The organism is Micromonospora fluostatini (assembly GCF_050410825.1).
Classification (GTDB): Bacteria; Actinomycetota; Actinomycetes; order Mycobacteriales; family Micromonosporaceae; genus Micromonospora; species Micromonospora rosaria.
Genome location: NZ_CP191251.1, coordinates 3,199,481 through 3,222,454, shown reverse-complemented (window position 1 = coordinate 3,222,454; position 22,974 = coordinate 3,199,481). Strand labels below are relative to the sequence as shown.

General features: G+C 73.5%; 16 protein-coding genes, 2 tRNA genes and 1 pseudogene. 14 read left to right on the top strand and 5 right to left on the bottom strand.

The window, feature by feature from the left end; translation table 11 throughout:
• Window positions 1-35 precede the first annotated feature (35 nt).
• From ACQUFX_RS13975 to ACQUFX_RS13960, 4 genes are all read left to right on the top strand, one after another.
• Complete coding sequence (locus tag ACQUFX_RS13975) at window positions 36-1,190, top strand: glycosyltransferase family 4 protein (RefSeq protein WP_428966944.1); 1,155 nt, start codon at window positions 36-38, stop codon at window positions 1,188-1,190.
• A 23-nt stretch (window positions 1,191-1,213) separates the two neighbouring features.
• Window positions 1,214-3,445: a hypothetical protein gene (locus ACQUFX_RS13970; RefSeq protein WP_428966943.1), complete on the top strand. Its 2,232-nt coding sequence runs from the start codon at window positions 1,214-1,216 to the stop codon at window positions 3,443-3,445.
• 177 nt (window positions 3,446-3,622) lie between these two features.
• Window positions 3,623-5,344, top strand: coding sequence for a CTP synthase (locus ACQUFX_RS13965; protein ID WP_067372882.1), 1,722 nt, complete (start codon window positions 3,623-3,625; stop codon window positions 5,342-5,344).
• Entirely contained in the window at window positions 5,341-5,946 is a 606-nt protein-coding gene (locus tag ACQUFX_RS13960; protein ID WP_428966467.1) for an NUDIX domain-containing protein, read from the top strand. Before ACQUFX_RS13965 ends, ACQUFX_RS13960 begins: the two co-directional genes overlap by 4 nt.
• Window positions 5,947-6,301: 355 nt before the next feature.
• Here the strand turns inward: ACQUFX_RS13960 and ACQUFX_RS13955 are convergent, their stop codons facing one another.
• Entirely contained in the window at window positions 6,302-6,556 is a 255-nt protein-coding gene (locus ACQUFX_RS13955; protein WP_067372876.1) for a TM2 domain-containing protein, read from the bottom strand.
• 279 nt (window positions 6,557-6,835) lie between these two features.
• On the opposite strand from ACQUFX_RS13955, the gene ald reads away from it, so the two are divergent.
• The 9 genes from ald to ACQUFX_RS13910 all read left to right on the top strand — a co-directional run bounded on the left by ald (window position 6,836) and on the right by ACQUFX_RS13910 (window position 16,182).
• Window positions 6,836-7,951, top strand: coding sequence for an alanine dehydrogenase (ald, locus tag ACQUFX_RS13950; RefSeq protein WP_428966466.1), 1,116 nt, complete (start codon window positions 6,836-6,838; stop codon window positions 7,949-7,951).
• Between the two features lie 41 nt (window positions 7,952-7,992).
• Complete coding sequence (locus ACQUFX_RS13945; protein ID WP_428966942.1) at window positions 7,993-8,967, top strand: site-specific tyrosine recombinase XerD; 975 nt, start codon at window positions 7,993-7,995, stop codon at window positions 8,965-8,967.
• A 226-nt stretch (window positions 8,968-9,193) separates the two neighbouring features.
• Entirely contained in the window at window positions 9,194-10,117 is a 924-nt protein-coding gene (locus ACQUFX_RS13940; protein WP_067372870.1) for a ParA family protein, read from the top strand.
• Window positions 10,118-10,164: 47 nt separating this feature from the next.
• Window positions 10,165-11,232: a segregation and condensation protein A gene (locus ACQUFX_RS13935; protein ID WP_428966465.1), complete on the top strand. Its 1,068-nt coding sequence runs from the start codon at window positions 10,165-10,167 to the stop codon at window positions 11,230-11,232.
• On the top strand, window positions 11,229-12,224 hold the full coding sequence (gene scpB, locus ACQUFX_RS13930; protein ID WP_428966464.1) for an SMC-Scp complex subunit ScpB: 996 nt from the start codon (window positions 11,229-11,231) through the stop codon (window positions 12,222-12,224). The genes ACQUFX_RS13935 and scpB overlap by 4 nt, the downstream gene beginning before the upstream one ends.
• A 610-nt stretch (window positions 12,225-12,834) precedes the next feature.
• The gene (locus tag ACQUFX_RS13925; protein WP_428966941.1) at window positions 12,835-13,545 is read left to right on the top strand and encodes a pseudouridine synthase; all 711 of its coding nucleotides are present in this window, start codon (window positions 12,835-12,837) and stop codon (window positions 13,543-13,545) included.
• Window positions 13,546-13,709: 164 nt separating this feature from the next.
• On the top strand, window positions 13,710-14,390 hold the full coding sequence (cmk, locus tag ACQUFX_RS13920; protein WP_428966463.1) for a (d)CMP kinase: 681 nt from the start codon (window positions 13,710-13,712) through the stop codon (window positions 14,388-14,390).
• Between the two features lie 112 nt (window positions 14,391-14,502).
• Complete coding sequence (gene der / locus ACQUFX_RS13915) at window positions 14,503-15,906, top strand: ribosome biogenesis GTPase Der (RefSeq protein WP_428966462.1); 1,404 nt, start codon at window positions 14,503-14,505, stop codon at window positions 15,904-15,906.
• Window positions 15,907-16,105: 199 nt separating this feature from the next.
• Window positions 16,106-16,182 (top strand) — tRNA-Pro (locus tag ACQUFX_RS13910).
• A gap of 168 nt (window positions 16,183-16,350) precedes the next feature.
• On the opposite strand, the gene ACQUFX_RS13905 is transcribed toward ACQUFX_RS13910, so the two are convergent.
• From ACQUFX_RS13905 to ACQUFX_RS13890, 4 genes are all read right to left on the bottom strand, one after another.
• Complete coding sequence (locus ACQUFX_RS13905) at window positions 16,351-16,965, bottom strand: hypothetical protein (RefSeq protein ID WP_428966461.1); 615 nt, start codon at window positions 16,963-16,965, stop codon at window positions 16,351-16,353.
• Between the two features lie 739 nt (window positions 16,966-17,704).
• Complete coding sequence (locus tag ACQUFX_RS13900; RefSeq protein WP_428966460.1) at window positions 17,705-19,336, bottom strand: TROVE domain-containing protein; 1,632 nt, start codon at window positions 19,334-19,336, stop codon at window positions 17,705-17,707.
• 112 nt (window positions 19,337-19,448) lie between these two features.
• Window positions 19,449-19,518, bottom strand: a tRNA-Lys gene (locus tag ACQUFX_RS13895).
• Between the two features lie 156 nt (window positions 19,519-19,674).
• Window positions 19,675-20,328, bottom strand: coding sequence for a hypothetical protein (locus ACQUFX_RS13890; protein ID WP_428966459.1), 654 nt, complete (start codon window positions 20,326-20,328; stop codon window positions 19,675-19,677).
• 167 nt (window positions 20,329-20,495) lie between these two features.
• On the opposite strand from ACQUFX_RS13890, the pseudogene dnaE reads away from it, so the two are divergent.
• Window positions 20,496-22,841, top strand: a pseudogene (gene dnaE, locus ACQUFX_RS13885) (DNA polymerase III subunit alpha); the annotation flags it as partial.
• Window positions 22,842-22,974: the final 133 nt, after the last annotated feature.

Below are 22,974 nucleotides of genomic sequence, written 5' to 3'. Positions count from 1 at the left end.
CCGACTCCGTGATCGCGGACGGCGGCGGGGCGGACGTGTCGCCCCGGTGGCCCGGCGCGGTGGCCCTGGTCCTCGCCTCCAGCACCGGCGGGGTCGGGCAGCACGTGCGCTCGGTGGCCCGGGGGCTGACCGCCGCCGGGGTCGCCGTGCTGGTGTGCGGGCCCGCCGCCACCGAGGAGCAGTTCGCCTTCACCGGCGTCGGGGCGCGGTTCGTTCCGGTGGAGATCCCGGCCACGCCGACGCCGGCCGACGCGCGGGCCGTGGTCGCGCTGCGGCGGACCCTGGCCACCGTCGCCGTCGACGTGGTGCACGCCCACGGCCTGCGGGCCGGTCTGGTCGCCGTGCTCGCCCGCCCGGCGGTGCCGCTGGTGGTGACCTGGCACAACGCGGTGCTCGCCGGAGGGCTGCGGGGCCGGTTGTCGCGGCTGGCCGAGCGGACGGTCGCCCGGTCGGTGCGGGTGGGCCTGGGCGCCTCCGCCGACCTGGTCGAGCGGGCCCGGGCGCTGGGCGCGGCCGACGCCCGGCTCGCGCCGGTCGCCGCGCCGACGCTGCCCGCGCCCCGGCGACGCCGGGCCGCCGTGCGGGCCGAGTTCGGGGTGGTCGGCGCGCAGCCCCTGGTGCTCTCCGTCGGCCGGCTGCACCCGCAGAAACGGTACGACGTCCTGGTCGACGCCGCCGCCCGGTGGCGGACCCGGACCCCGTCGCCGGTGGTGGTGGTCGCCGGCAGCGGCCCGGCGTACCTGCCGGTCGCCGCGCGGATCTCCGCCGCCCGCGCCCCGGTGACCCTGCTCGGGCACCGCGACGACGTGGCCGACCTGCTGGCCGGCGCGGACGTGGCCGTGGTGACCAGCGACTGGGAGGCCCGGCAGTTGTTCGCCCAGGAGGCGCTGCGGGCCGGGGTGCCGCTGGTGGCGACCGAGGTCGGCGGCCTGCCGGACCTGGTCGGGGACGCGGCGCTGCTGGTGCCGGCCGGGGACGTGGACGCGGTCGACACGGCGGTGCGGAGCCTGCTCGACGACCCGGCGCTGCGCGCCGACCTGGCCGCCCGGGGTCGGGCGCGGGCCGGCACCTGGCCGACCGAGCAGGACACCGTCGCCGACCTGGCCGCCCTCTACGCCGAACTGGTCCCCGCGCCGGCACGGCGGGGCGCGGACCCGGCCGCCGGCACCCCGTCGACGGGACGCCGGTGATGCCGCGCCGGGTGTCGCCGACGCTGCTGCGCCGCGCCGCGCCGATCCTGCTGACCCTGGTCGTGGTGGCGCTGGCGGTCACCGCGCTGACCGTCCGGCCGGGCACCGGCACCCCGCAGCGCAGCGCCGACTACGTGGTCCTGGTCGGGATGGCCGGGCTGCGCTGGGACGACGTCGACCCGGAGACCACGCCGACGCTGTGGCGGATGGCCCGGGAGGGCTCGATCGGGTCCCTGTCGGCGCGCTCCGCGCAGCGCCCCACCTGCCCCGTCGACGGGTGGTTGACGTTGGGTGCCGGCAACTACGCGGCCTGGGACGGCAGCCGCCCGCCGGACGCCTGCCCGGTGGACGGGGTGGTGGTCGAGCAGCCCGACGGGATCGGCGCGAACCTGCCCGGCCAGGAGAGCGTGGTGCTGCACAACCAGGACCGGCTCCCCTGGGGCGCGGTGCCCGGGGCGCTGTCGGAGTCGGTGCGCTGCTCGGTCGCGGTGGGCCCGGGCGCGGCGGTGGCCGCGGCCCGGCCGTTCGGCCGGGTGGACCGGTACGCCCCGGGGCTGCCGGACGACCCGGCGGAACTGCTCGGGTCCTGCGTGCTCAGCATCGTCGACCTGGGCACGGTCGCCGGGGAGGACCGGGCGGTCCGGGCCGAGGCGGTCCGCCGCGCCGACGCCGACCTGGCCCGGGTGCTCGCCGCCCGGCCGCCGAGGTCCCTGGTCGTGGTGGCCGGGGTCGCCGACACCGAGCAGCCGTCGCGGCTGCACGTGGTGGTCGCCGACGGGCCCGGCTGGGAGAACGGCTGGCTGACCTCGGCGACCACCGCCCGTCAGGGCTACCTGCAACTGGTCGACCTGGCGCCGACCGCGCTCGCCGTGCTGGGCCGCCCGATGCCGGAGCGGCTGTTCATCGGCCGGCCGGCGACGTCGGTGGAGGGCCGGCCGGCGGACCTGGCGAGCGCGATCAGCGCGTCGGCCGACGCCGACCGGGAGGCCGGCGCGCAGCGACGGGTGGCGGACTGGTACTTCGTGGTCCTCGCGGTGGGGCAGGTGCTGCTCGCGCTGGCGGTGCTGCCGGTGCTGCGCCGGGCCCGCCGCCAACCCGGCCCGGTGGGGCCGCAACCGGCGTCGCCGCGGGTGGTGGCCGTGGTGGAGGTGCTGCTCGTGGCCGCCGCGCTGGCGGTGCCGGCGGCGCTGCTGGCCGACCTGGTGCCGTGGTGGCGGGGCGAGCACGCCGGCTGGTCCTTCGCCCTGGTGACGGTGGTGGTGCTGGTCGCCGCGACCACGCTGGTGCGCCGGGCGCCCGGGCACGCGGCGACGTTGGGGCCGCTGGGCGCGGTCGCCGGGCTCGCCACCCTGGTCGTCGGCGCGGACGTGCTCACCGGGGCGCGGTTGCAGCTCAACGGGGTGGTCGGGTACTCGGCGTTGCAGGGGGGCCGGTACGCCGGGCTGGGCACCGTCGGGCTGGGGGTCTTCGTCGCGGGGGCGCTGCTGTCGGCGGGCTGGCTGGCCCAGCGGGTCCGGCGGGAGTGGCGGCCGATGGTGATGGTCGCCGTCGGTGGCGCGGCCGTGGTCGTGGTGGGCAGCCCGTACCTGGGGTCGGACTCGATCGGGGCGATCGCGTTGACCGCCGGGGTGAGTGTGGCCGCGGTGATCAGCGCGGGCGGCTGGTTGACGATCAGCCGGCTGGCCTGGGCGACGATGGCCGCGTTGGCGGTGACCGTCGGGTTCGCCGTGCTGGACCTGCGCCGTCCGGCGCCGGAACGGGGCAGCCTGGGCCGGTTCCTCGCCGCGATCGGGGACGGCACCGGCGGGCTCACCGTGCACCGGTCCAGCAGCGCGAACGTGGAGACCCTGGTGAACAGCCCGCTGACCCTGCTGGCGCTGGCCGGGGCGCTGCTGGTGTGGTTCGCGCTGATGCAGCCCTGGGGTGGGCTGATGCGGCTGTTCGGGATCTACCCGGCGATCCGGGGCGCGATGGCCGGTACGGCCGTCGCCGCGGGGATCGGCGGGCTGCTCAGCGGCTCCGCCCTGGACGTGGCCGGCGCGGCGAGTGCCCTGGTGGTGCCGATGGCGGCGCTGGCCGCGCTGCGGGTGCTCGGCCACTCGGCGGACCGTACCCAGCCGGTGGGGGACCGTCCGCAGGACGCCGTCGGCGTGGCCGGTGACCCGGCGGTGGAGGCCGCCGGCGGGCCGACCCGGGACGCGGTGGACGATTCCGGGCGGGCCGCCCGGTCGGCCACGGAGCCGGCCCGCGCGTGAGCGCCGACCGGCGGGTACGCCGGTCGGGTGCGGCCTGCGGGTCGGCCTCGGGGAGGTGTTACCGTGGAATCCCGTGGATCGCGTGATCACATGGCCCGCAGCCGGGACGGCTGGCTGCTCGGTCCTTGATCGGCACGGCGGTCTGCACGACCGCAACGGACGACACGGGAGCAGGCCTTGGCCCCTACAGCACGGACGACCAGGCACATCTTCGTCACCGGGGGCGTCGCCTCCTCGCTCGGTAAGGGCCTCACCGCCTCCAGCCTCGGCAATCTGCTCAGCGCGCGCGGGCTGCGCGTGGTGATGCAGAAGCTCGACCCCTACCTCAACGTCGACCCGGGGACGATGAACCCGTTCCAGCACGGTGAGGTCTTCATCACCGAGGACGGCGCCGAGACCGACCTCGACGTCGGGCACTACGAGCGGTTCCTCGACCGGGACCTGTCCGGCAAGGCGAACGTCACCACCGGGCAGATCTACTCCGACGTGATCGCCAAGGAGCGGCGCGGCGAGTACCTCGGCGACACCGTCCAGGTGATCCCGCACATCACCAACGAGATCAAGTCCCGGATCCTGGGCATGGCCGATCCGGACGCCGACGGCCAGGTGCCGGACGTGGTGATCACCGAGGTCGGCGGCACGGTCGGCGACATCGAGTCGCTGCCGTTCCTGGAGGCGATCCGGCAGGTCCGCCACGACCTGGGCCGGGACAACTGCTTCTACCTGCACGTGTCGCTGGTGCCGTACCTGGCGCCGTCGGGGGAGCTGAAGACCAAGCCGACCCAGCACTCGGTGGCGCAGTTGCGCAACATCGGTATCCAGCCGGACGCGATCGTGTGCCGCTCCGACCGGGAGATCCCGGACAAGCTCAAGCACAAGCTGTCGCTCTACTGCGACGTCGACCGGGAAGCGGTGGTGGCCGCCCCGGACGCGCCGAGCATCTACGACATCCCGAAGGTGCTGCACCGCGAGGGCCTCGACGCGTACGTGGTGCGCCGGCTCGGGCTCTCCTTCCGGGACGTGGACTGGACCCGCTGGGACGACCTGCTGGACCGGGTGCACCAGCCCCGGCACACGGTCACCGTGGCGGTGGTCGGCAAGTACGTGGACCTGCCCGACGCGTACCTGTCGGTCAGCGAGGCGATCCGGGCCGCCGGGTTCGGCCACCGGGCCCGGGTGAAGCTGCGCTGGGTGCCCAGCGACGACTGCGTCACCCCGACGGGTGCGGCGGCGGCGCTGGCCGGGGTGGACGGCATCGTCATCCCCGGCGGGTTCGGTGTCCGGGGCATCGAGGGCAAGATCGGGACCGCCCGGCACGCCCGGGAGCACCAGGTGCCGCTGCTCGGGCTCTGCCTCGGCCTGCAGTGCATGGCGATCGAGGTGGCCCGGCACCGGGGCGGGCTGGACGGGGCGAACTCGCTGGAGTTCGACGAGGAGGCCACCCACCCGGTCATCGCCACCATGGCCGACCAGCAGGACATCGTCGCCGGCAAGGGCGACCTGGGCGGCACGATGCGGCTCGGGGCGTACCCGGCGACACTGGCCGAGGGGTCGATCGTGGCCGAGGCGTACGGCACCACCGAGGTCAGCGAACGGCACCGGCACCGGTACGAGGTGAACAACGCCTACCGGGACGCGCTGGCCCGCGCCGGCATGCGGATCTCCGGCACCTCGCCGGACGGGCGACTGGTCGAGTTCGTCGAGCTGGACCGGGAGCTGCACCCGTTCTTCGTGGCCACCCAGGCACACCCGGAGCTGAAGAGCCGGCCCACCCGCCCGCACCCGCTCTTCGCCGCGTTCGTCCGGGCCGCCATCGACTACTCGGAGGCCGACCAGCTTCCGGTGGACCTGGACGGGGCGGCCGGACCGGCCCCGGCGACCGCCGGGTCGGCCTCGTGAGCGCAATCGAGCACCGCTACGAGCTGCGTGCCCGCGAGGAGCGGTACGCCGGCCGGATCTTCACGGTGCTCAGCGACGAGGTCACCATGCCCGGCGGGGGGACCGCGAACCGGGACTGGGTGCGCCACGTCGGCGCGGTCGCCGTGGTCGCGCTCGACGCCGCCGGTCAGGTGGTGCTGGTGCGGCAGTACCGGCACCCGGTCGGGCGGCACCTGTGGGAGCTGCCGGCGGGGCTGACCGACGTCGAGGGTGAGGACCTGCCGGCGGCGGCGCTGCGGGAACTGGCCGAGGAGGTCGACCTGACCGCGGGCCGGCTGGACCTGCTGGTCGACATGAACAGCTCGCCGGGGTTCACCAACGAGCTGGTGCGGATCTTCCTCGCCCGGGACCTGGCCGACGTGCCGGCCGACCGGCGTCACCAGCGGCACGACGAGGAGGCCGACATGCAGGTGGTGCGGCTCGACCTGGACGAGGCAGTGCGGATGGTGCTGGCCGGTGAGATCACCAACGCGGCGTGCGTGGCGGGTCTGCTGGCCACCGTGCGGGCCCGGGACACCGGCTGGTCGGTGCTGCGTCGCGCGGACGCCCCGCTGCCGGGGTAAGGAAGGGCCCCTTCTTAACGCCTGCGGTCGAGAGGGGTCCCCTTCTCACCGCCCCCGTCGCGTCGCGGCGCGTGTCGGCGGCTGCGGGGGTGTGGACGTGGAACCGGGGCCGCGCGGGTGACCGCGCGGCCCCGGTTGCCGTGTGGTGGGAACGGAACGGACCCGGCCCGTCGGGACCCGGGCCTGCCGGGTGGGCGGGCCCAGTGGTCGTCGCCGACGTGGGGCCGTCCCCCGAGGGGGCCGTCCCCGACGTGGGGTCGGGCCCGGCCAGGGGCGGGCCGGTCCGCCGTGGCGCCGGCCCGGTCGCCGGGCGGTGCGGTCCGCTGCGTCGCGGACCGACCGCCCCGGCGCGGGGTCAGTCCCGCAGCGGCCGGCCCTGGCCGTCGACGCCACCGTTGACCAGGATCAGGATGCCGTCGATGAAGCCCCAGATGCCGCCGATGCCGCAGGTCACGAGGCTTACCACGAGCTGCAGGACACCGGTCTTGGTGTCGCCCATGTAGAACCGGCCGGCGCCGAAGCCGCCGAGCAGGATACCGAGGAGACCCGCGACGAGCTTGCTCTTGTCCGAGACGTTCGCGGGGTACTGCTGATACGGAGGAGTGGTCATGAGGCGTCACCTTAATGATCCATCGCAACCGCTTTCGCAGCGCGGGGTGGGTGAGGGGGCGATAATGGCCGGACGGCCGAGGCGATATCGACCGGCAGCCGGATCCTCCTGACATGTTGTCAGCTTGGCAGGGCGGTAGCTGTCACACTGCCGGCTGCCGGGTGCGGGCGGTCCGCCCTAGACTGCCGCCGACGGGACCGGTGGACGGCGTCGGCAACGGGGCCGCCGCGCACCGGACAGCCGGGCGACCCCCGGTCCCGGGAGAAAGGTGTCACGATCGTGAAGGTCGGAATCCCCCGCGAGGTCAAGAACCACGAGTACCGGGTGGCGATCACCCCGGCGGGCGTCAACGAGTTCGTCCGCGCTGGACACCAGGTGTTCGTCGAGTCCGGCGCCGGGGCCGGCTCCAGCATCACCGACGAGGAGTTCGCCGCCGCCGGAGCCAAGGTCCTGGCCGACGCCGACGAGGTGTGGGCGGCGGCGGAGCTGGTGCTCAAGGTCAAGGAGCCGGTCGCCGAGGAGTACCACCGGATGCGCGCCGGGCAGGTCCTCTTCACCTACCTGCACCTGGCCGCCTCCAAGGCGTGCACCGACGCGCTCGTCGACCGGGGGGTCACCGGCATCGCGTACGAGACGGTGGAGCTGCCCGACCGGTCGCTGCCGCTGCTCGCCCCGATGTCCGAGGTGGCCGGTCGGCTCGCCCCCCAGGTCGGGGCGTACCACCTGCAGCGGCAGGGCGGCGGGCGGGGCGTGCTGATGGGCGGCGTCTCCGGGGTGTACGCGGCCAAGACGGTGGTCATCGGCGCCGGGGTCTCCGGCATGAACGCCGCCGCGATCGCGCTCGGCCTGCAGGCCGAGGTGCTGCTGCTGGACAAGAACGTCGGGCGGCTGCGCCAGGCCGACGCCATCTACCGGGGCCACCTGCAGACAATCGCCTCCAACGCGTACGAGGTGGAGCGGGCGGTGCTCGACGCGGACCTGGTCATCGGGGCGGTCCTCGTGCCGGGGGCGAAGGCGCCGACGCTGATCAGCAACGAGCTGGTGTCCCGGATGAAGCCGGGCAGCGTGCTGGTGGACATCTCCATCGACCAGGGCGGCTGCTTCGAGGACTCCCGGCCCACCACGCACGCCGAGCCCACCTACCGGGTGCACGAGTCGATCTTCTACTGCGTGGCGAACATGCCCGGCGCGGTGCCGCACACCAGCACGTACGCGCTGACCAACGTCACCCTGCCGTACGCGCTGGAACTGGCCAACCACGGCTGGCGGGAGGCGCTGCGCCGCGACCCGGCGCTGGCGCTGGGCCTGAACACCCACGACGGGCGGGTGACCTACGGCCCGGTCGCGGAGGCGCACGGCATGGCCGCGACCCCGCTGGCCGACGTCCTCGGCTGAGGCCCGGCGTGCCGGCGGAGTCGGTGGAGTCGCAGGTGCCGGTGGCCGTCGACGCCGGCCCGACACCCGCGCCGGCCCTGGTGCGGGCCGTGCGCGGGTACCTCGACCACCTGAGCGTCGAACGTGGACTGTCGGCCAACACCCTCGCCTCGTACCGGCGGGACCTGGAGCGCTACCTGGCGACCCTGGCCGGGGCCGGCGTCACCGACCTGGCCGCCGTCGGCCCCGGCCAGGTCGAGCGCCACCTGGCCCGGCTGCGTGCCGGGGACGACGCGCACCCGCCGCTGGCGGCCTCGTCGACGGCGCGGGCGGCCAGCGCGGTACGCGGCCTGCACCGGTTCGCGTTGCGGGAAGGGCTGAGCGGCGGTGACCCGAGCCGCGACGTGCGCCCGCCGACGCCGCCACGCCGGCTGCCCCGGGCCCTGCCGGTCGACGACGTGGTGCGCCTGCTGGAGACCGCCGGCGCGACGACCACGACCGGCGAGGGCGCGCCGCTGGCGCTGCGCGACCGGGCGCTGCTGGAGTTTTTGTACGGCACCGGGGCGCGGATCTCCGAGGCGGTCGGCGCCGCCGTCGACGACCTGGCCGTCGAGGAGGGCACGGTGCTGCTGCGCGGCAAGGGCGGCCGGACCCGGCTCGTCCCGGTCGGCGGGTACGCGGTGCAGGCGCTGCGGGCCTGGCTGGTGCGGGGCCGCCCGGCGCTGCTCGCCGCCGGCCGGGGCACCCCGGCGGTCTTCGTCAACGCCCGGGGCGGCCCGCTGACCCGGCAGGGCGCCTGGACCATCCTGCGGCGGGCCGCGCAGCGGGCCCGGTTGCCGGTCGACGGCCCGCAGGCGGTCTCCCCGCACACGCTGCGCCACTCCTACGCCACCCACCTGCTCGACGGCGGCGCCGACGTGCGGGTGGTGCAGGAACTGCTCGGGCACGCCTCGGTGACCACCACGCAGGTGTACACGTTGGTCACCGTGGACCGGCTCCGGGAGGTGTACGCCACCGCGCACCCCCGGGCCCGGTGAGCCCGGCGCGATCCGCCGGGTACGGTCGATCTCCCTGCTCGGCGGGGGTGTGCCGGCGACGGGGGAGTCGACACGCCGTACGGGTACCGACCGGTGTGGCGGCTGGTGGCGTACAGTCGGCATCGGCGCGGACCTCCTGGGGCGACAACCGGGGTGCGCAGCGGCGCCGCGAGGGACGTCGGTCGGTTCCGACGCCGGGTGGTCGTCGGGAGGGGGCAACGAGGACATGGCGGGCAACGGTGACCGTGCCGAGACCTGGACGTCGGAGCTCCGCGAGCAGCAGGCGTCGCTCGGCGCGGACCTGGGACCGGCGGATCCGGCGGCGTACACGATGCGCAAGCCCATCCCGGAGCCGATGCCGACCGATCGGCACGGCCCGGCCCGGATCATCGCGATGGCCAACCAGAAGGGTGGGGTCGGCAAGACCACCACGACCATCAACCTGGGCGCGGCACTGGCCGAGTACGGCCGCAAGGTGCTGCTGGTCGACTTCGACCCGCAGGGCGCGCTCTCGGTCGGCCTCGGGGTCAACCCGCACAACCTGGACCTGTCGGTCTACAACCTGCTGATGCAGGACGACGTCACCGCCGAGGACGTCCTGATCAAGACCGACGTGGCCGGGCTGCACCTGCTGCCGGCCAACATCGACCTCTCGGCGGCCGAGATCCAGTTGGTCAACGAGGTCGCCCGGGAGATGGCCCTGGCGCGGGTGCTCAAGAGCATCCGCAAGGAGTACGACTACATCCTGATCGACTGCCAGCCGTCGCTCGGCCTGCTGGCGATCAACGCGCTGACCGTCGCGCACGGCGTGCTGATCCCGTTGGAGTGCGAGTTCTTCAGCCTGCGGGGTGTGGCGCTGCTGCTGGACACCATCGACAAGGTGCGGGAGCGGCTCAACTTCGACCTGGAGTTGGAGGGCATCCTCGCCACCATGTACGACAGCCGCACCACCCACTGCCGTCAGGTGCTGCAACGGGTGGTGGAGGCGTTCGGCGACAAGGTGTACCAGACCGTGATCACCAAGACGGTGAAGTTCCCCGAGTCGACCGTCGCCGGGGCCCCGATCACCACGCTCGACCCGGCCTCGTCCGGTGCCCGCAACTACCGGCAGTTGGCCCGTGAGGTGATCGCCGCGCAGGCGGAGCGGTAGGTGCACCGGCGCGTCGACCTGCCCACCCCGTCGACTACGGTCGTCGGGTGACCGCCCCGCCCCTGGACCCACCGACCTCGTCGGACGAGACCGCACCGGCCCCGCCGGTGCCGTCCCCGCGGGCCGGGGCGACGACGGACCCGACCGGGGACACGGCGGGCCCGGCGGCGGAGGAGAGCGCCGGCTTCACCGTCCGGCTGGACAACTTCACCGGACCGTTCGACCTGCTGCTGCAACTGATCGGCAAGCACAAGCTCGACGTCACCGAGGTGGCCCTGCACCGGGTCACCGACGAGTTCATCGCCTACATCCGGGCCATGGACGACCGGTGGGACCTCGACGAGGCGAGCGAGTTCCTGCTCGTCGCCGCCACCCTGCTCGACCTGAAGGCCGCCCGGCTGCTGCCCGCCGCCGAGGTGGAGGACGAGGAGGACCTGGCCCTGCTGGAGGCGCGGGACCTGCTCTTCGCCCGGCTGTTGCAGTACAAGGCGTACAAGGAGGCGGCGGCGCACATCGCCGAACTGGAGGCGGTCGGCGGACGCCGGTACCCCCGGGCGGTCGCCCTGGAGCCCCGGTACGCCGAGGCGCTGCCCGACCTGGTCCTCGGCATCGGACCGGAGCGGCTGCGTACCCTGGCGGTGCGGGCGATGACCCCGAAACCGGTGCCGGAGGTCAGCATCGCCCACGTGCACATGGTGCGGGTCAGCGTGCGCGAGCACGCGGCGATCCTCACGGCCCGGCTGCGCCGGGCCGGCACCGCGACCTTCTCGCTGCTCTGCGCCGACTGCGAGGCCACCCTCGAGGTGGTGGCGCGCTTCCTCGCCCTGCTGGAGCTGTACCGGGAGGGGCTGGTCGTGTTCACGCAGGACCAGGCCCTGGAGGAGCTGACCGTACGCTGGACCGGCCCGGCGGAGGGCGGCCCGGAGTTGACCATCGACGAGTACGCCGGCACGGACCGCCCGGAACCGGACAATCCGCCGTCGTCCGACCCGGCCGCCGAGGGGCGGGGACCGGACACCACCGGGCAGATCGCTCCCCTGGGGACGAACGGGGCCGACCGGGTCGAGCCGGGCGGCACCGGGGCGGCGGGGACGAACGAGGAGCGAGTGGGATGAGCAACGAGGAGCGCCGGGACTCCCTGGCCGAGCAGGCCGCCGCCTGGGTACCCCCGTGGGCCCCCGAGCGCCGCCCCACCACCCCCGAAGCGGAACCGGCGGTGGACCCCGCCCCGGAGCCGGCCTCCGCAGCCGAGCCGGCCGTAACCTCCGCAACCGAGCCGGCCGTGGCCCCCGCGCCGGAACCGGACGTGATGTCCGCCTCGGAGCCGGCGGCGGCCTTCGTGCCCGGACCAGGGGCGGCTCCCGCGCCCGAGCCGGACGTGACCGCCGCGCCGGAGCGGGTGCCGGACAGGCCCGGTCAGGGCCCGGCACCGGCCGGGACGGAAGCGCCCACACCCGCCACCGGGGCCGGTGAGCCGGCGGCGGAGGTCGCCGGGGCGCGGCCGGCGGGCCGCCGGGGACGGGGGCGCCGGGCGGCGCCGGAACCCGTGTCGGCGGTGCTGGCCGACGCGGAGCTGCGCGGGGCGCTGGAGGCGATCCTGCTGGTGGTCGACGAGCCGGTCAGCGAGCTGGTCCTCGCGCAGGTGGTGGAGCAGCCGGCGGAACGGGTCGGGCGGATGCTCGACGAGATCGCCGCCGGGTACACCGCCGCAGGGTACGGTTTCGAGCTGCGTCGGGCGGCCGGTGGCTGGCGGCTCTACACCCGGCCGGAATACGCCGGGTACGTGGAGCGGTTCGTGCTGGACGGGCAGTCGGTACGGCTGACCCAGGCCGCGCTGGAGACCCTGGCGGTGGTCGCCTACAAGCAGCCGGTGACCCGGTCCCGGATCTCCGCCATCCGGGGTGTCAACTGTGACGGGGTGCTCCGTACCCTGGTCTCCCGGGGCCTGGTGGAGGAGTGCGGCACCGAGCCGGAGAGCGGCGCGTTCCTGTACCGCACCACCACGATGTTCCTGGAGAAGCTCGGGCTGAACACCGTCGACGAGCTGCCGCCCCTGGCCCCGTTCCTCCCCGACAACGTAGAAGAGCTTGCCGATGCCACGCGATGACCACTCCTCCCGTTCCCAGGCGCGCAGCGACCGCTCCGGCGCGTACGGTGACCGCACCGGAGCCCGCAGCGACCGTGCCGGCGGACGTGCCGACCACGCCGGCGGGCGTACCGACCGTGTTGACCGTGCTGGCGGGCGTACCGACCGTGCTGGCGACCGCGCCGACCGCTCCGGTGCCCGCGCCGATCGCGCCGGTGGGCGCAGCGACCGCGTCGGCGGGTGGAGCGACCGTTCCGCCGCCCGCAGCGACCGTGCCGGCGGGCGTACCGACCATGCCGGCGGGCGTACCGAGCGTGCCGGTGCGCGTGCTTCCCAGGCCGGGGGCCGTGCCGAGCGTGCCGGGGAGCGGGCCGGCGGGCGTGCTGACCAGGCCGGCGGCCGTGCCGAGCGGGCCGGCGCACGGGCCGACCGGCCGACGGGGCGCGGTGACCGGCCGATCGGGCGCGGTGACCGGCCGATCGGGCGCGGTGACCGGCCGACCGGGCGCGGTGACCGGGCGGTCGGGCGCTCCGAGCGGCCGGTCCGCTCCGCCCTCGGCGTCGCGGGCCGCCCCGGCGCGGTCGAGCGGCGGGCCGCCGAGCCGGTCGAGGCCGCCGAGGGCGCGCAACGCCTGCAGAAGGTGCTCGCCGCCGCCGGGATCGGTTCCCGGCGGGCCTGCGAGGACCTGATCTTCCACCGGCGGGTCACCGTCGACGGGCGGGTGGCCCAGCTCGGCGACAAGGTCGACCCGACCACCGCCGTCATCTTCGTCGACGGCGAGCGCCTGGTCACCGACACCCGGCTGGTGTACCTGGCGATGAACAAGCCCCGGGGCGTGGTCTCCACGATGGCCGACGAGAAGGGGCGCACCGCGCTCGCCGACTTCCTCGACGGCCGGGTCGAGCAGCGGGTCTACCACGTCGGGCGGCTCGACGCGGAGAGCGAGGGTCTGCTGCTGCTCACCAACGACGGCACCCTCGCGCACCGGCTGATGCACCCGTCGTTCGGGGTGTTGAAGACGTACCTGTGCGAGGTGCCCGGCCCGATCCCGCGCAACCTGGGCAGACGGCTCACCGCCGGCATCGAGCTGGAGGACGGCCCGGTCAAGGCCGACTCGTTCCGGGTGGTGGACACCCTGGGACGAACCGCCCAGGTGGAGATCACCCTGCACGAAGGACGCAAACACATCGTCCGTCGGCTGCTGGAGGAGGTCGGGCACCCCGTGTCCCGGCTGGTGCGTACCTCGATCGGCCCGATCCGCCTCGGGGACCTGCGCCTCGGGCGGACCCGCCGGCTGACCCACGCGGAGGTCGCCGCTCTCTTCCGCGAGGTGGGTGACTGACCCACCGTTCGGGGGTACGGGTGCCGGTAGGCTTCCGTGCGGCCCGGACCCCGGGACGGCCCGGGTCATCCCGCGCGGAGGACGGCGGGGACGCCGGGCATCATTGACGACGGACAACCGCTCGCGGGGTGTGACCCGTGGGATACGGGCTGAGGAGGAACACGGTGGTGGAGAACGTACCGACCGGGCGCTGTGTGGTCGCTGTGGATGGGCCGTCCGGTTCGGGTAAGTCCACCGTGTCCCGGCGGCTCGCCGCCGGGATCGGCGCGCGGTACCTGGACACCGGCGCGATGTACCGGGCGATGACCTGGGCGGTGCTGCGCTCCGGGGTCGACCCGGCCGACGCCGAGTCGGTGGCGAAGGTCGCCGGCGAGGCCGACCTGCGCATCGGCACCGACCCCCAGGGGTACGGCGTGACCGTCGACGGCACCTCCGTCGACGCCGAGATCCGGGGCCCCGAGGTGACCGCCGCGGTCTCCGCGGTGGCCGCCGTCGCGGCGGTACGGGCACTGCTGGTCGCCCGGCAGCGGGACATGATCGCGAACGCCGGCCGGATCGTGGTCGAGGGCCGGGACATCGGCTCGGTGGTCGCCCCCGACGCGGACCTGAAGGTGTACCTGACCGCCTCCGAGGCGGCCCGTGCCGCGCGGCGCAGCGCCGAGGACGCCACCGATGTGGCGGCCACCGCCGCCGACCTGGCCCGGCGGGACCGGCTGGACTCGACCCGCAAGGCGGACCCGTTGCAGCAGTCCGCCGACGCGGTCGTGCTGGACACCACGGAACTGGGCATCGACGAGGTCGTCGACCGGCTGCGTGACCTGCTCGTCGAGCGGGGCGTGGCATGAGGTCGCGTCCGGCGCGGTCGCGTGCCCGCACACCTCGCCCGCTGCCGGGGTGCGACGTCGACCTGTGCCCGACGGTCCGGTGGGGCGGCGACCTGCGCGGTGGGAGTACGGCATGAGCGACAACGGTGGGTGGGTCGAGCTGCGCGAGCCGGAGGCCGACGTCGACCAGCCGGCGGGCCCGGTGCCCGTGGTGGCCGTCGTCGGGCGGCCCAACGTCGGCAAGTCGACCCTGGTGAACCGGATCATCGGCCGCCGCCAGGCGGTCGTGGAGGACGTGCCCGGGGTGACCCGGGACCGGATCCCGTACGACGCGCAGTGGTCCGGCCGGGCGTTCACGGTGGTGGACACCGGCGGCTGGGAGCCGGACGCCAAGGACCGGGCCGCCGCGATCGCGGCGCAGGCCGAGTCGGCGGTCGCCACCGCCGACGTGGTGCTCTTCGTGGTCGACGCGGTGATCGGTTCGACCGATGTGGACGAGGCGGCGGTGAAGATGCTGCGCCGCAGCGCCAAGCCGGTGATCCTGGTGGCGAACAAGGCCGACAACGCCTCGATCGAGATGGAGGCGACCGCGCTGTGGTCGCTCGGCCTCGGCGAGCCGTACCCGGTCTCCGCGCTGCACGGCCGGGGCTCTGGCGAACTGCTCGACGTGATCCTGGACGCGTTGCCGCAGGCTCCGGCGATCGTGGAGAACCGGCCGCGGGGCCCGCGCCGGGTGGCCCTGGTGGGCCGGCCCAACGTGGGCAAGTCCAGCCTGCTCAACCGGTTCTCGGGGGAGGAGCGGGCGGTCGTCGACTCGGTCGCCGGCACCACCGTCGACCCGGTGGACAGCCTGGTCAGCATCGGCGGTGAGACGTGGCAACTGGTGGACACCGCCGGCCTGCGCAAGCGGGTCGGCAAGGCCAGCGGCACGGAGTACTACGCCAGCCTCCGGACCGCCTCGGCGATCGAGGCGGCCGAGGTGGCGGTGGTGCTGCTGGACGCCAGCGAGGTGATCAGCGAGCAGGACCAGCGGATCCTGTCCATGGTCACCGACACCGGCCGGGCCCTGGTGATCGCCTTCAACAAGTGGGACCTGGTCGACGGCGACCGCCGGTACTACCTGGACAAGGAGATCGAGCGGGAGCTGCGCCGGATCCCGTGGGCGCTGCGGCTGAACCTGTCGGCGAAGACCGGGCGGGCGGTGGACAAGCTCGCCCCGGCGCTGCGCAGGGCCCTGGCAAGCTGGGAGAAGCGGATCCCGACCGCGCAGCTCAACGCCTGGCTCACCGCGCTGGTGCAGGCCACCCCGCACCCGGTCCGCGGCGGCCGGGCGCCGAAGATCCTCTTCGCCACCCAGGCGGGGGTGGCGCCGCCCCGGTTCGTGCTGTTCACCACGGGCCCGTTGGACGCCGGGTACCAGCGGTTCGTCGAGCGCAAGCTCCGTGAGGAGTTCGGCTTCGAGGGCAGCCCGATCGAGATCTCGGTACGCCCGCGCAAGAAGCTCGGCCCGGGTGGTCGGGGCAAGGCCCACGGCTGACCGGTCGGGGCCGGATGGTGCCGCCCCACCACCCGGCCCCACCCCCACCCTCCTAGGATGCTCTAGGCGGTGTGCGGAGCCGCGTGCTCCGATGGCGGCCACCGGCGCGCTCGGCACGGGGGAGGGGCCTGCGGCAGTCGGGAAGATCCTGCGCTAAGCTGTACCGGCTGCCGCAGGGGAAACCCGAGCGGTTCAGCATCGGGACGTGGCGCAGCTTGGTAGCGCACTTGACTGGGGGTCAAGGGGTCGTCGGTTCGAATCCGGCCGTCCCGACCAGGGAAAACGGAGATCATCTCCGCGCTCCCCGGTCGACCGGGGAGCAGCGGGGGAGCAAGGCATCAAGCGATCGTGCATCCCGGGCGTGTCGCGGCCCACTTTTCAGGCTCATGCGAAAGGCCCTCGGGGAGCAGAACCCCGAGGGCCTTTCGCGTTGCGGTGACGGGGTCAGCGCTGTCGGCGCGGGCGCGTCCAGCCGCCGCTGCCGCTGGCGCTGGCAATGTCGACGACGTCCCCCAGCGCCTGACGGGCCTCCTCCAGCGCGGTGCCCGCCTCCCGATCCCCGTCGGCCCATCGCCGACGCACGGTGGTCTCCAGGACGGCGGAGTGGCTGACGAGGGCGGCGGTGACCCGCTGCAGCGCTTCGTCGACATGCGCGGCCCGCTCCTTCGCGGACCTCTCCATTATTAGCAGCTCCCAGTCCAGACCGTTGCTGATCGTGCGGAGGAGTCCGATGAGGATGCGCGCCACGATCGCCGTGGCGAACGCGATCATCATGGCCAGGAAGCCGATGAAGATGGCGTCGGCCATCATGCCGCTGCGGATCTCGCCCGCGAGCATGAGGGCGCCGGTGGACACCGCGTACACCGCCACGAGGGCACCCAGGGCGACGCAGGTGCGGTTGGCCCAGCGACGCCACCGGCGGAAGCACAGGCGGCGCTCGCCGGCGGCCTGCGCCAGGGCGGTCAGCTCCTTGTCGCCGGTGGGGGCTGTCGTCAGCCAGTCGACACCGTAGCGCCAGCCGTCGCTGTCGCCCCGGTTGTATGTGCCGTCATCGCCCATGGTTTCCTCCCACGTCCCCCGTGAGCGCGGGTCAGTTCGCCGCGCACCGGTTGGTCCTGCCTGCCAGGGTGGTGCCACAAGCCGCGAACCGGGTGGATGCCGTGGTGATGCCGCCCCACGCGGCGGCAGTCCCGTCTCGGGCTTGTCATCGTGCGACGGACGGTGGTCCGACCCCTCCTGACGTGAGCTGTCCACGATGGAGGGTGGCCGCAGGGCCGTCCGTTGCGATTCCCACGTGCCGCATGTGTCGCTGTGGGACAGACCCAGCTTGGCACAGTGACATGGTGCTCACAAGTGGTCACACGTGGCCCAGAGGGCGCGTGACGTGCAGCGACAGGAGTCTCCACGGCTGCCCGACCGGCTCGGGGAGCTGATGCGGGGAGACTCGTTGGCATTGGCGGCTGTCTCTCCGTCCTCGGTGCGCCCTCCTGGTTGACCAGCGGTCTTGTGGAGGCGTGCGCATCCGGACACGCGACCAGGCGTCTCGCTTGTAGGACCGGCGGCGAAGGGGCTTTCACGTGTCGTGATCAAGGATTTGCATTGAGTAGTTGCGTCCCGTGGGGCGTGTCAGCTCACCATGCCGAGCGCTCTGGCCTGGGAAAACCCTGAGCAGTGGCGCGTTCACATTCTGCCAACTGGGGTGAAGGTGCGTTAATAGATATATGGAAACAAGCCGACAAAGGGGTATGGGTGCTACCTGTCGGTAACACCCGAACGAAGGCGAATTGTCCCGCGCGCGTTACGCGGCCCGCGCCGTCTCCGCGTCCTCCCAGGGCCAGGCCGCCCGCGCGCCCCGCTCGATCAGCGGGATCATGCTGAACGTCGCGTCGGTCAGACCACCGAACTCGATGCGGTTGAGCGAGCCCGCGTCGAAGGCGGCCGGCGCATACCCCTGCAGGTTGAACCCGTACAACGGCACGGTGCGCGGCACCGCGTCGGTGACCGAGTCCCCGTAGCCGCCCATGGTCTGCATGTCCGAGATGACGAAGACCCGGTCGTGACCACGGAAGGTCCGCCGGATGGACGCGGCGATCGCGGTGCCGTGGCCGACCTCACCGATCCGCCCGGTGAAGCGCCGGACCTCCTCGATGACGGAGGCGCCCGGACGGACCTCGTGGCGGAAGACGCCATCGGCGAACCCGTACAGGTCCACCTGCTCGCCCTTGGCGGCCAGGGCCACACCGAAGATCGCGGCGGCCTTGACCGGGGTCATTGTGGACCGGCGCGACAAGCGGCTGTCCGACATGGACATCGAGGTGTCCACCAGGATCAGCGACCGGCCGGGCATGGCCGGCAGGTTGGCGAGGCTGGCCCGCAGTGCCTTGTCCAGGGCGTGCCCCCACCGCAGGGACGGGGCGTTCTCGTAGGCGGCCAGCCACCGGTACGGGAACATCCGGGACTGGGCGACCTCGGCGGGGTCGCTGATGCGGGCGCACACCTGCTCGGCCACCGCGTCGCTGATCCCCGCCTCGTCGAAATTGCGCAGGTTGCGGACCAGGGCCATGACGCCCATCGTGGGGATGATGGATGTCCAGGCCGTAGCGTCCCAGGGGCCCTGGAGCCACCCGGACAGGGCCTCCCACGTCATCCCGGCGGCCTTCATCCGCTCACCGGCGCGTCCCGAGGCGACCGCGCCCTCGAGCCAGGTGCGGCGCTCCGAGACAGGGATGGCCATGAGGTCGCGGCGCCGCAGCAGGGTGGGCAGGCTGTTGCGGCGGAACAGCTCGGCCCGGCGGTGGCGGCGAGCGATGGCGTGCTCGTAGAGGGCGCTGCGCCACGGCGCCGTCGGCTTCGGGCGGACCAGTTCGATGACGTCGCCGAAGCGGTACGCCGCGCGGGGGCTGTCGTACTTCAGCAGGGAGCGCTCGGTGTAGAGCCGGGCGATCGCGTCGGCCACCCCGTCCTTCACCGGCTGCGGGATGTTGCGGCCGTAGCGCGGGATCCAGTAGGCGAGCAGCTCGCCGGGTTCGTCGGCGCGCTGCAGGGTGGCGTTGATCAGCTGGCGGTTGCCGCCGTGGTGGCCGGCGGCGAGCCGGGCGTGCACGCCTTCGGCGGCAGCCAACCAGGAGCCCGTGCGGATGTTGGCGCCCGTGCGGAGCCAGGGGGCGAACCCGGCGAACCAGTCGGGGGCCTCGACCGCGTTCTGGCGGACGAGGCTGTTGTACCGGTCGTCCCGGGCGCTGGCGCTCTCGTAGAAGGTCCGCTCGCCGACGAAGTGGGTCGAGGCCAGCAGGAACAGCTCGCTCTGGGGGTCGCGGGCCCAGCCGGGGGCGCCCTCGTGGGTGACCGCGTCCGGCGCCCGGGACACGGTGGTGACGGGACCGGCCGGGTAGTTGATCCGCCGGCGGTCGATGATGTTGAACTTGGCCATGATGAGCTCCCCGGATGGGCGGAACGACGGGGCGCGCCGGCGGTGCCAGCCGAGAACCAGTCGGGTGAGCGAACATGGGGTGCTCTGCCAATTGAGCTACACCGACCGCAGTGGCCGGTGACTGGACTCGAACCAGCAACAACCCGCTTAAGAGGCGAAGAACTCCCACCCTGCACACCGGCTGGCTGCCGACGCGCCCCGTCGAGCACCCGCGAGAACCAGTCGGCAGACGCTCAGTTGAACTCGAGTGTCATCGAAGTAGCGCCGGCCTGCACACCGCGGGTGCGAGATCGACGGTAGCGGTGAAGGACCCCACGGTCCTCCGAATATGCCGCCGATCACACGGGGCGGGGCATCCCTCGGCGAACCCGGTCGACGGCGCCGGGGTGGAGCTCCTCGATCGCAGCCGCCAGGCCGTGCAGGCGGCGCAGCGACACCGGGGCCTCGTCGCGGATTCCGCCGTCGGCCATCTGCTCGGCGGGGACCGACGCGAGCAGCTGCGTCGCGCGCACGATCGCATTCTCGGTGAGCACCCCGGGGTCGGGAGGGATGGCGCGCACCCCTCGGATGGTCACGGCCAGCTGGAGGGCGGCGGCGGCCAGGCGGTCGAGCTGTTCGTCGGTGAGGTCGGCGATGACCCTGGGGAGGGCGTGGTGTCGGCCGCCGAGGGCCAGGGAGAGGGCGATGCCGATGATTTCGACCTCGCTGGGCTGGTACTCGCCGTCCACCTCCGAGGTCCAGGCAACGGGGTCGGCGCGCTGGCCGCGCTCGGGCATGACGATCGCCTGACCGCCGTACGTGTATCCGAGGGTCTTCCCGGTGGGTACGTGCGGGTTGCCGAGGCTGATTCCACCCTCGCAGCCGGCGTCGGGTCGGCTGGGCTCCCATCCGTGGCAGATGTCGCCTTCGTGCCGGCCGTGCGGGCACCGGTCGAGGTCGGACAGGAGTCGGGCCAGTCCAGCGGTGCGCGGGTGGTGCTGCAGATCGTTCATCGTTTCCTCCACGTGCGACGGCGGCTGGCTCTGTGGCCGTGCCGGGCGTTGACCGGGTGTCTGACTGAGGATAACATCATGCATGTTGTTATGAATGAACTTGCGGTCCCTCGGTCACGCCGAGCGTAGGCTGACCGTGCGGGTGGGACCGCTGTCCGGGAGGGACCGTGGCTGACTCGTTCGCACACCTGCACGTCCACACCGAGTATTCGATGCTCGACGGCGCCGCTCGGCACAAGGACCTGTTCGCCGAGGTCACCCGCCTCGGCATGTCGTCGGTGGCGATGACCGACCACGGCAACATGCACGGCGCGCCCGACTTCATCGCGGAGGCCGCCGCCGCCGGCGTGAAGCCGATCCTCGGTGTCGAGGCGTACCGGACTCCGGGTACCCACCGCCGCGACAAGCAGAAGGTGAAGTGGTCCACCGTCAAGGGCCTCAACGCCGGCGGCGGCGGCGCGTACACCCACATGACCATCCTGGCCGAGAGCGCCGAGGGTCTGCGGAACCTGATGCGGATGTCGACCCGGGCGAGCCTGGAGGGTCAGATCACCGCCGGCTTCGGGCGCACCGCGGCCCGGGTCGACGACGAGCTCCTCGCCGAGTACGCGCCGGGCCTGATCGTCACCACCGGGTGCATGGGTGGGGAGGTGCAGACCTGGCTGGCCATCGGCGACTACGCCAAGGCCCGGGCCGCCGCCGGCACGTTGGTGGAGATCTTCGGCCGGGACCGCGTGTTCCTGGAGGTGATGGACCACGGCATCGACGAGGAGCGGGGGCTGCGCGCCGACCTGCTGCGCATCGGCCGGGAGGTCGGCATCGCCCCGTTGGCCACCAACGACTCGCACTACGTCACCGCCGACCAGGCGGGGATGCACGAGGCGTTCCTCTGCGTGCAGTCCGGCTCGACCATGCAGGACCCGAGGCGCTTCCAGTTCCAGGGCTCCGGCTACCACATCAAGAGCCCGGCGGAGATGCGCGCGTACTGGGACACCGAGGTCCCGGGGGCGTGTGACAACACGCTGCTGGTGGCCGAGCGCGTCGGTTCGTACGACGAGGTGTTCGCTCCCCGGCAGTTGATGCCGCCCTTCCCGGTGCCCGAGGGGCACACCCAGGAGTCCTGGTTCCGCGCGGTGGTCGAGGAGGGGCTGCGTCGGCGCATGGGCGGTGACGTGCCGGCCGGGCACCGGGAGCGCGCCGACTACGAGGTCGGGGTCATCGTGCAGATGGGCTTCCCGTCGTACTTCCTCGTGGTCGCCGACTTCATCGCCTGGGCGAAGGAGCAGGGCATCGCGGTGGGTCCGGGCCGCGGGTCGGCGGCCGGCTCGTTGGTGGCGTACGCGATGGGCATCACCGACCTGGACCCGATCCCGCACGGCCTGCTGTTCGAGCGGTTCCTGAACCCGGAGCGGGTGTCGATGCCCGACGTCGACATCGACTTCGACCCGGCTCGCCGGGGTGAGGTGATCGCCTACGTCACCCGCCGGTACGGCCAGGAGTTCGTGGCGCGGATCGTCACGTTCGGCCGGATCCAGGCCAAGGCGGCGATCAAGGACTCGGCGCGGGTGCTCGGGCTGCCCATCGGGCTGGGCGACCGGATGACCGCGCTGCTGCCGAAGGCGATCGCCGGCCGGCAGGCGTCGCTGTCGTGCGTGGACGACGAGACCGACGCCCGGTACGCCGACGCCGGCGAGCTGCGGGGGCTGGTGGACGGCGACCCGCAGGCGCGCGAGGTGTTCACCCTGGCGCGCACGATCGAGGGGTACATGCGCCAGACCGGGGTGCACGCCGCCGGGGTGGCGATGAGCCCGGTCCCGCTGGTCGACGTCCTGCCGCTGCACCTGCGGGAGAGGGACGGCGCGGTCATCACCCAGTGGGACATGGGCACCTGCGAGGACCTGGGCATCCTGAAGATGGACTTCCTGGGTCTGCGCAACCTGCGGGTGGTGCAGGACGCGGTGCGCAACATCGAGCTCAACCGGGGCGTGAAGGTCGCGTTGAGCGCCGACGACCTCGACGACCGGGCGACGTACGAGTTGCTGGCCCGGGCGGAGACGCTGGGGGTGTTCCAGCTCGACGGCGCGCAGATGCGCTCGCTGCTGAAGTCGTTGCGCCCGACGGCGTTCGGGGACATCTCGGCGGTGGTGGCGTTGTACCGGCCGGGCCCGATGGGCGCCAACGCGCACCTGGCGTACGCGGACCGCAAGAACGGGCGCGCCCCGGTGGAGCCGATCCACCCGGAGCTGGCTGAGGCCCTGGGGCCGATCCTCGCCGAGACGTACGGGGTGATCGTCTACCAGGAGCAGGTGATCCGGATCGTGCAGGCGGTGGCCGGGTACACCCCGGGTCAGGCGGACCTGTTGCGCCGGGCGATGGGCAAGAAGAAGCGGGAGATCCTCGACAAGGAGTTCGTCCGCTTCGCCGCCGGCATGAAGGACCAGGGGTACTCGCCCGAGGCGACGACTACTCTCTGGGAGATCCTGGTACCTTTCAGTGACTACGCGTTCAACAAGTGCGTGGCTGGCGACACGGTGATCGCCCGACTGGGGCGAGGGGGCCATGAGTGGTCGTCGACGGTGCGGGCCGTGGCGAACCGGGTTCACGGCCGCGACGACTACGACGGAACCGGCTGCCGGTACTGCTACA

Excerpts from the sequence above, each read along its gene's own strand:
- ACQUFX_RS13955 (WP_067372876.1), bottom strand. The coding sequence starts at position 6,556 with ATGACCACTCCTCCGTATCAGCAGTACCCCGCGAACGTCTCGGACAAG.
- ACQUFX_RS13940 (WP_067372870.1), top strand. The coding sequence starts at position 9,194 with ATGGCGGGCAACGGTGACCGTGCCGAGACCTGGACGTCGGAGCTCCGC.
- scpB (WP_428966464.1), top strand. The coding sequence starts at position 11,229 with ATGAGCAACGAGGAGCGCCGGGACTCCCTGGCCGAGCAGGCCGCCGCC.
- der (WP_428966462.1), top strand. The coding sequence starts at position 14,503 with ATGAGCGACAACGGTGGGTGGGTCGAGCTGCGCGAGCCGGAGGCCGAC.
- ACQUFX_RS13905 (WP_428966461.1), bottom strand. The coding sequence starts at position 16,965 with ATGGGCGATGACGGCACATACAACCGGGGCGACAGCGACGGCTGGCGC.
- ACQUFX_RS13900 (WP_428966460.1), bottom strand. The coding sequence starts at position 19,336 with ATGGCCAAGTTCAACATCATCGACCGCCGGCGGATCAACTACCCGGCC.
- ACQUFX_RS13890 (WP_428966459.1), bottom strand. The coding sequence starts at position 20,328 with ATGAACGATCTGCAGCACCACCCGCGCACCGCTGGACTGGCCCGACTC.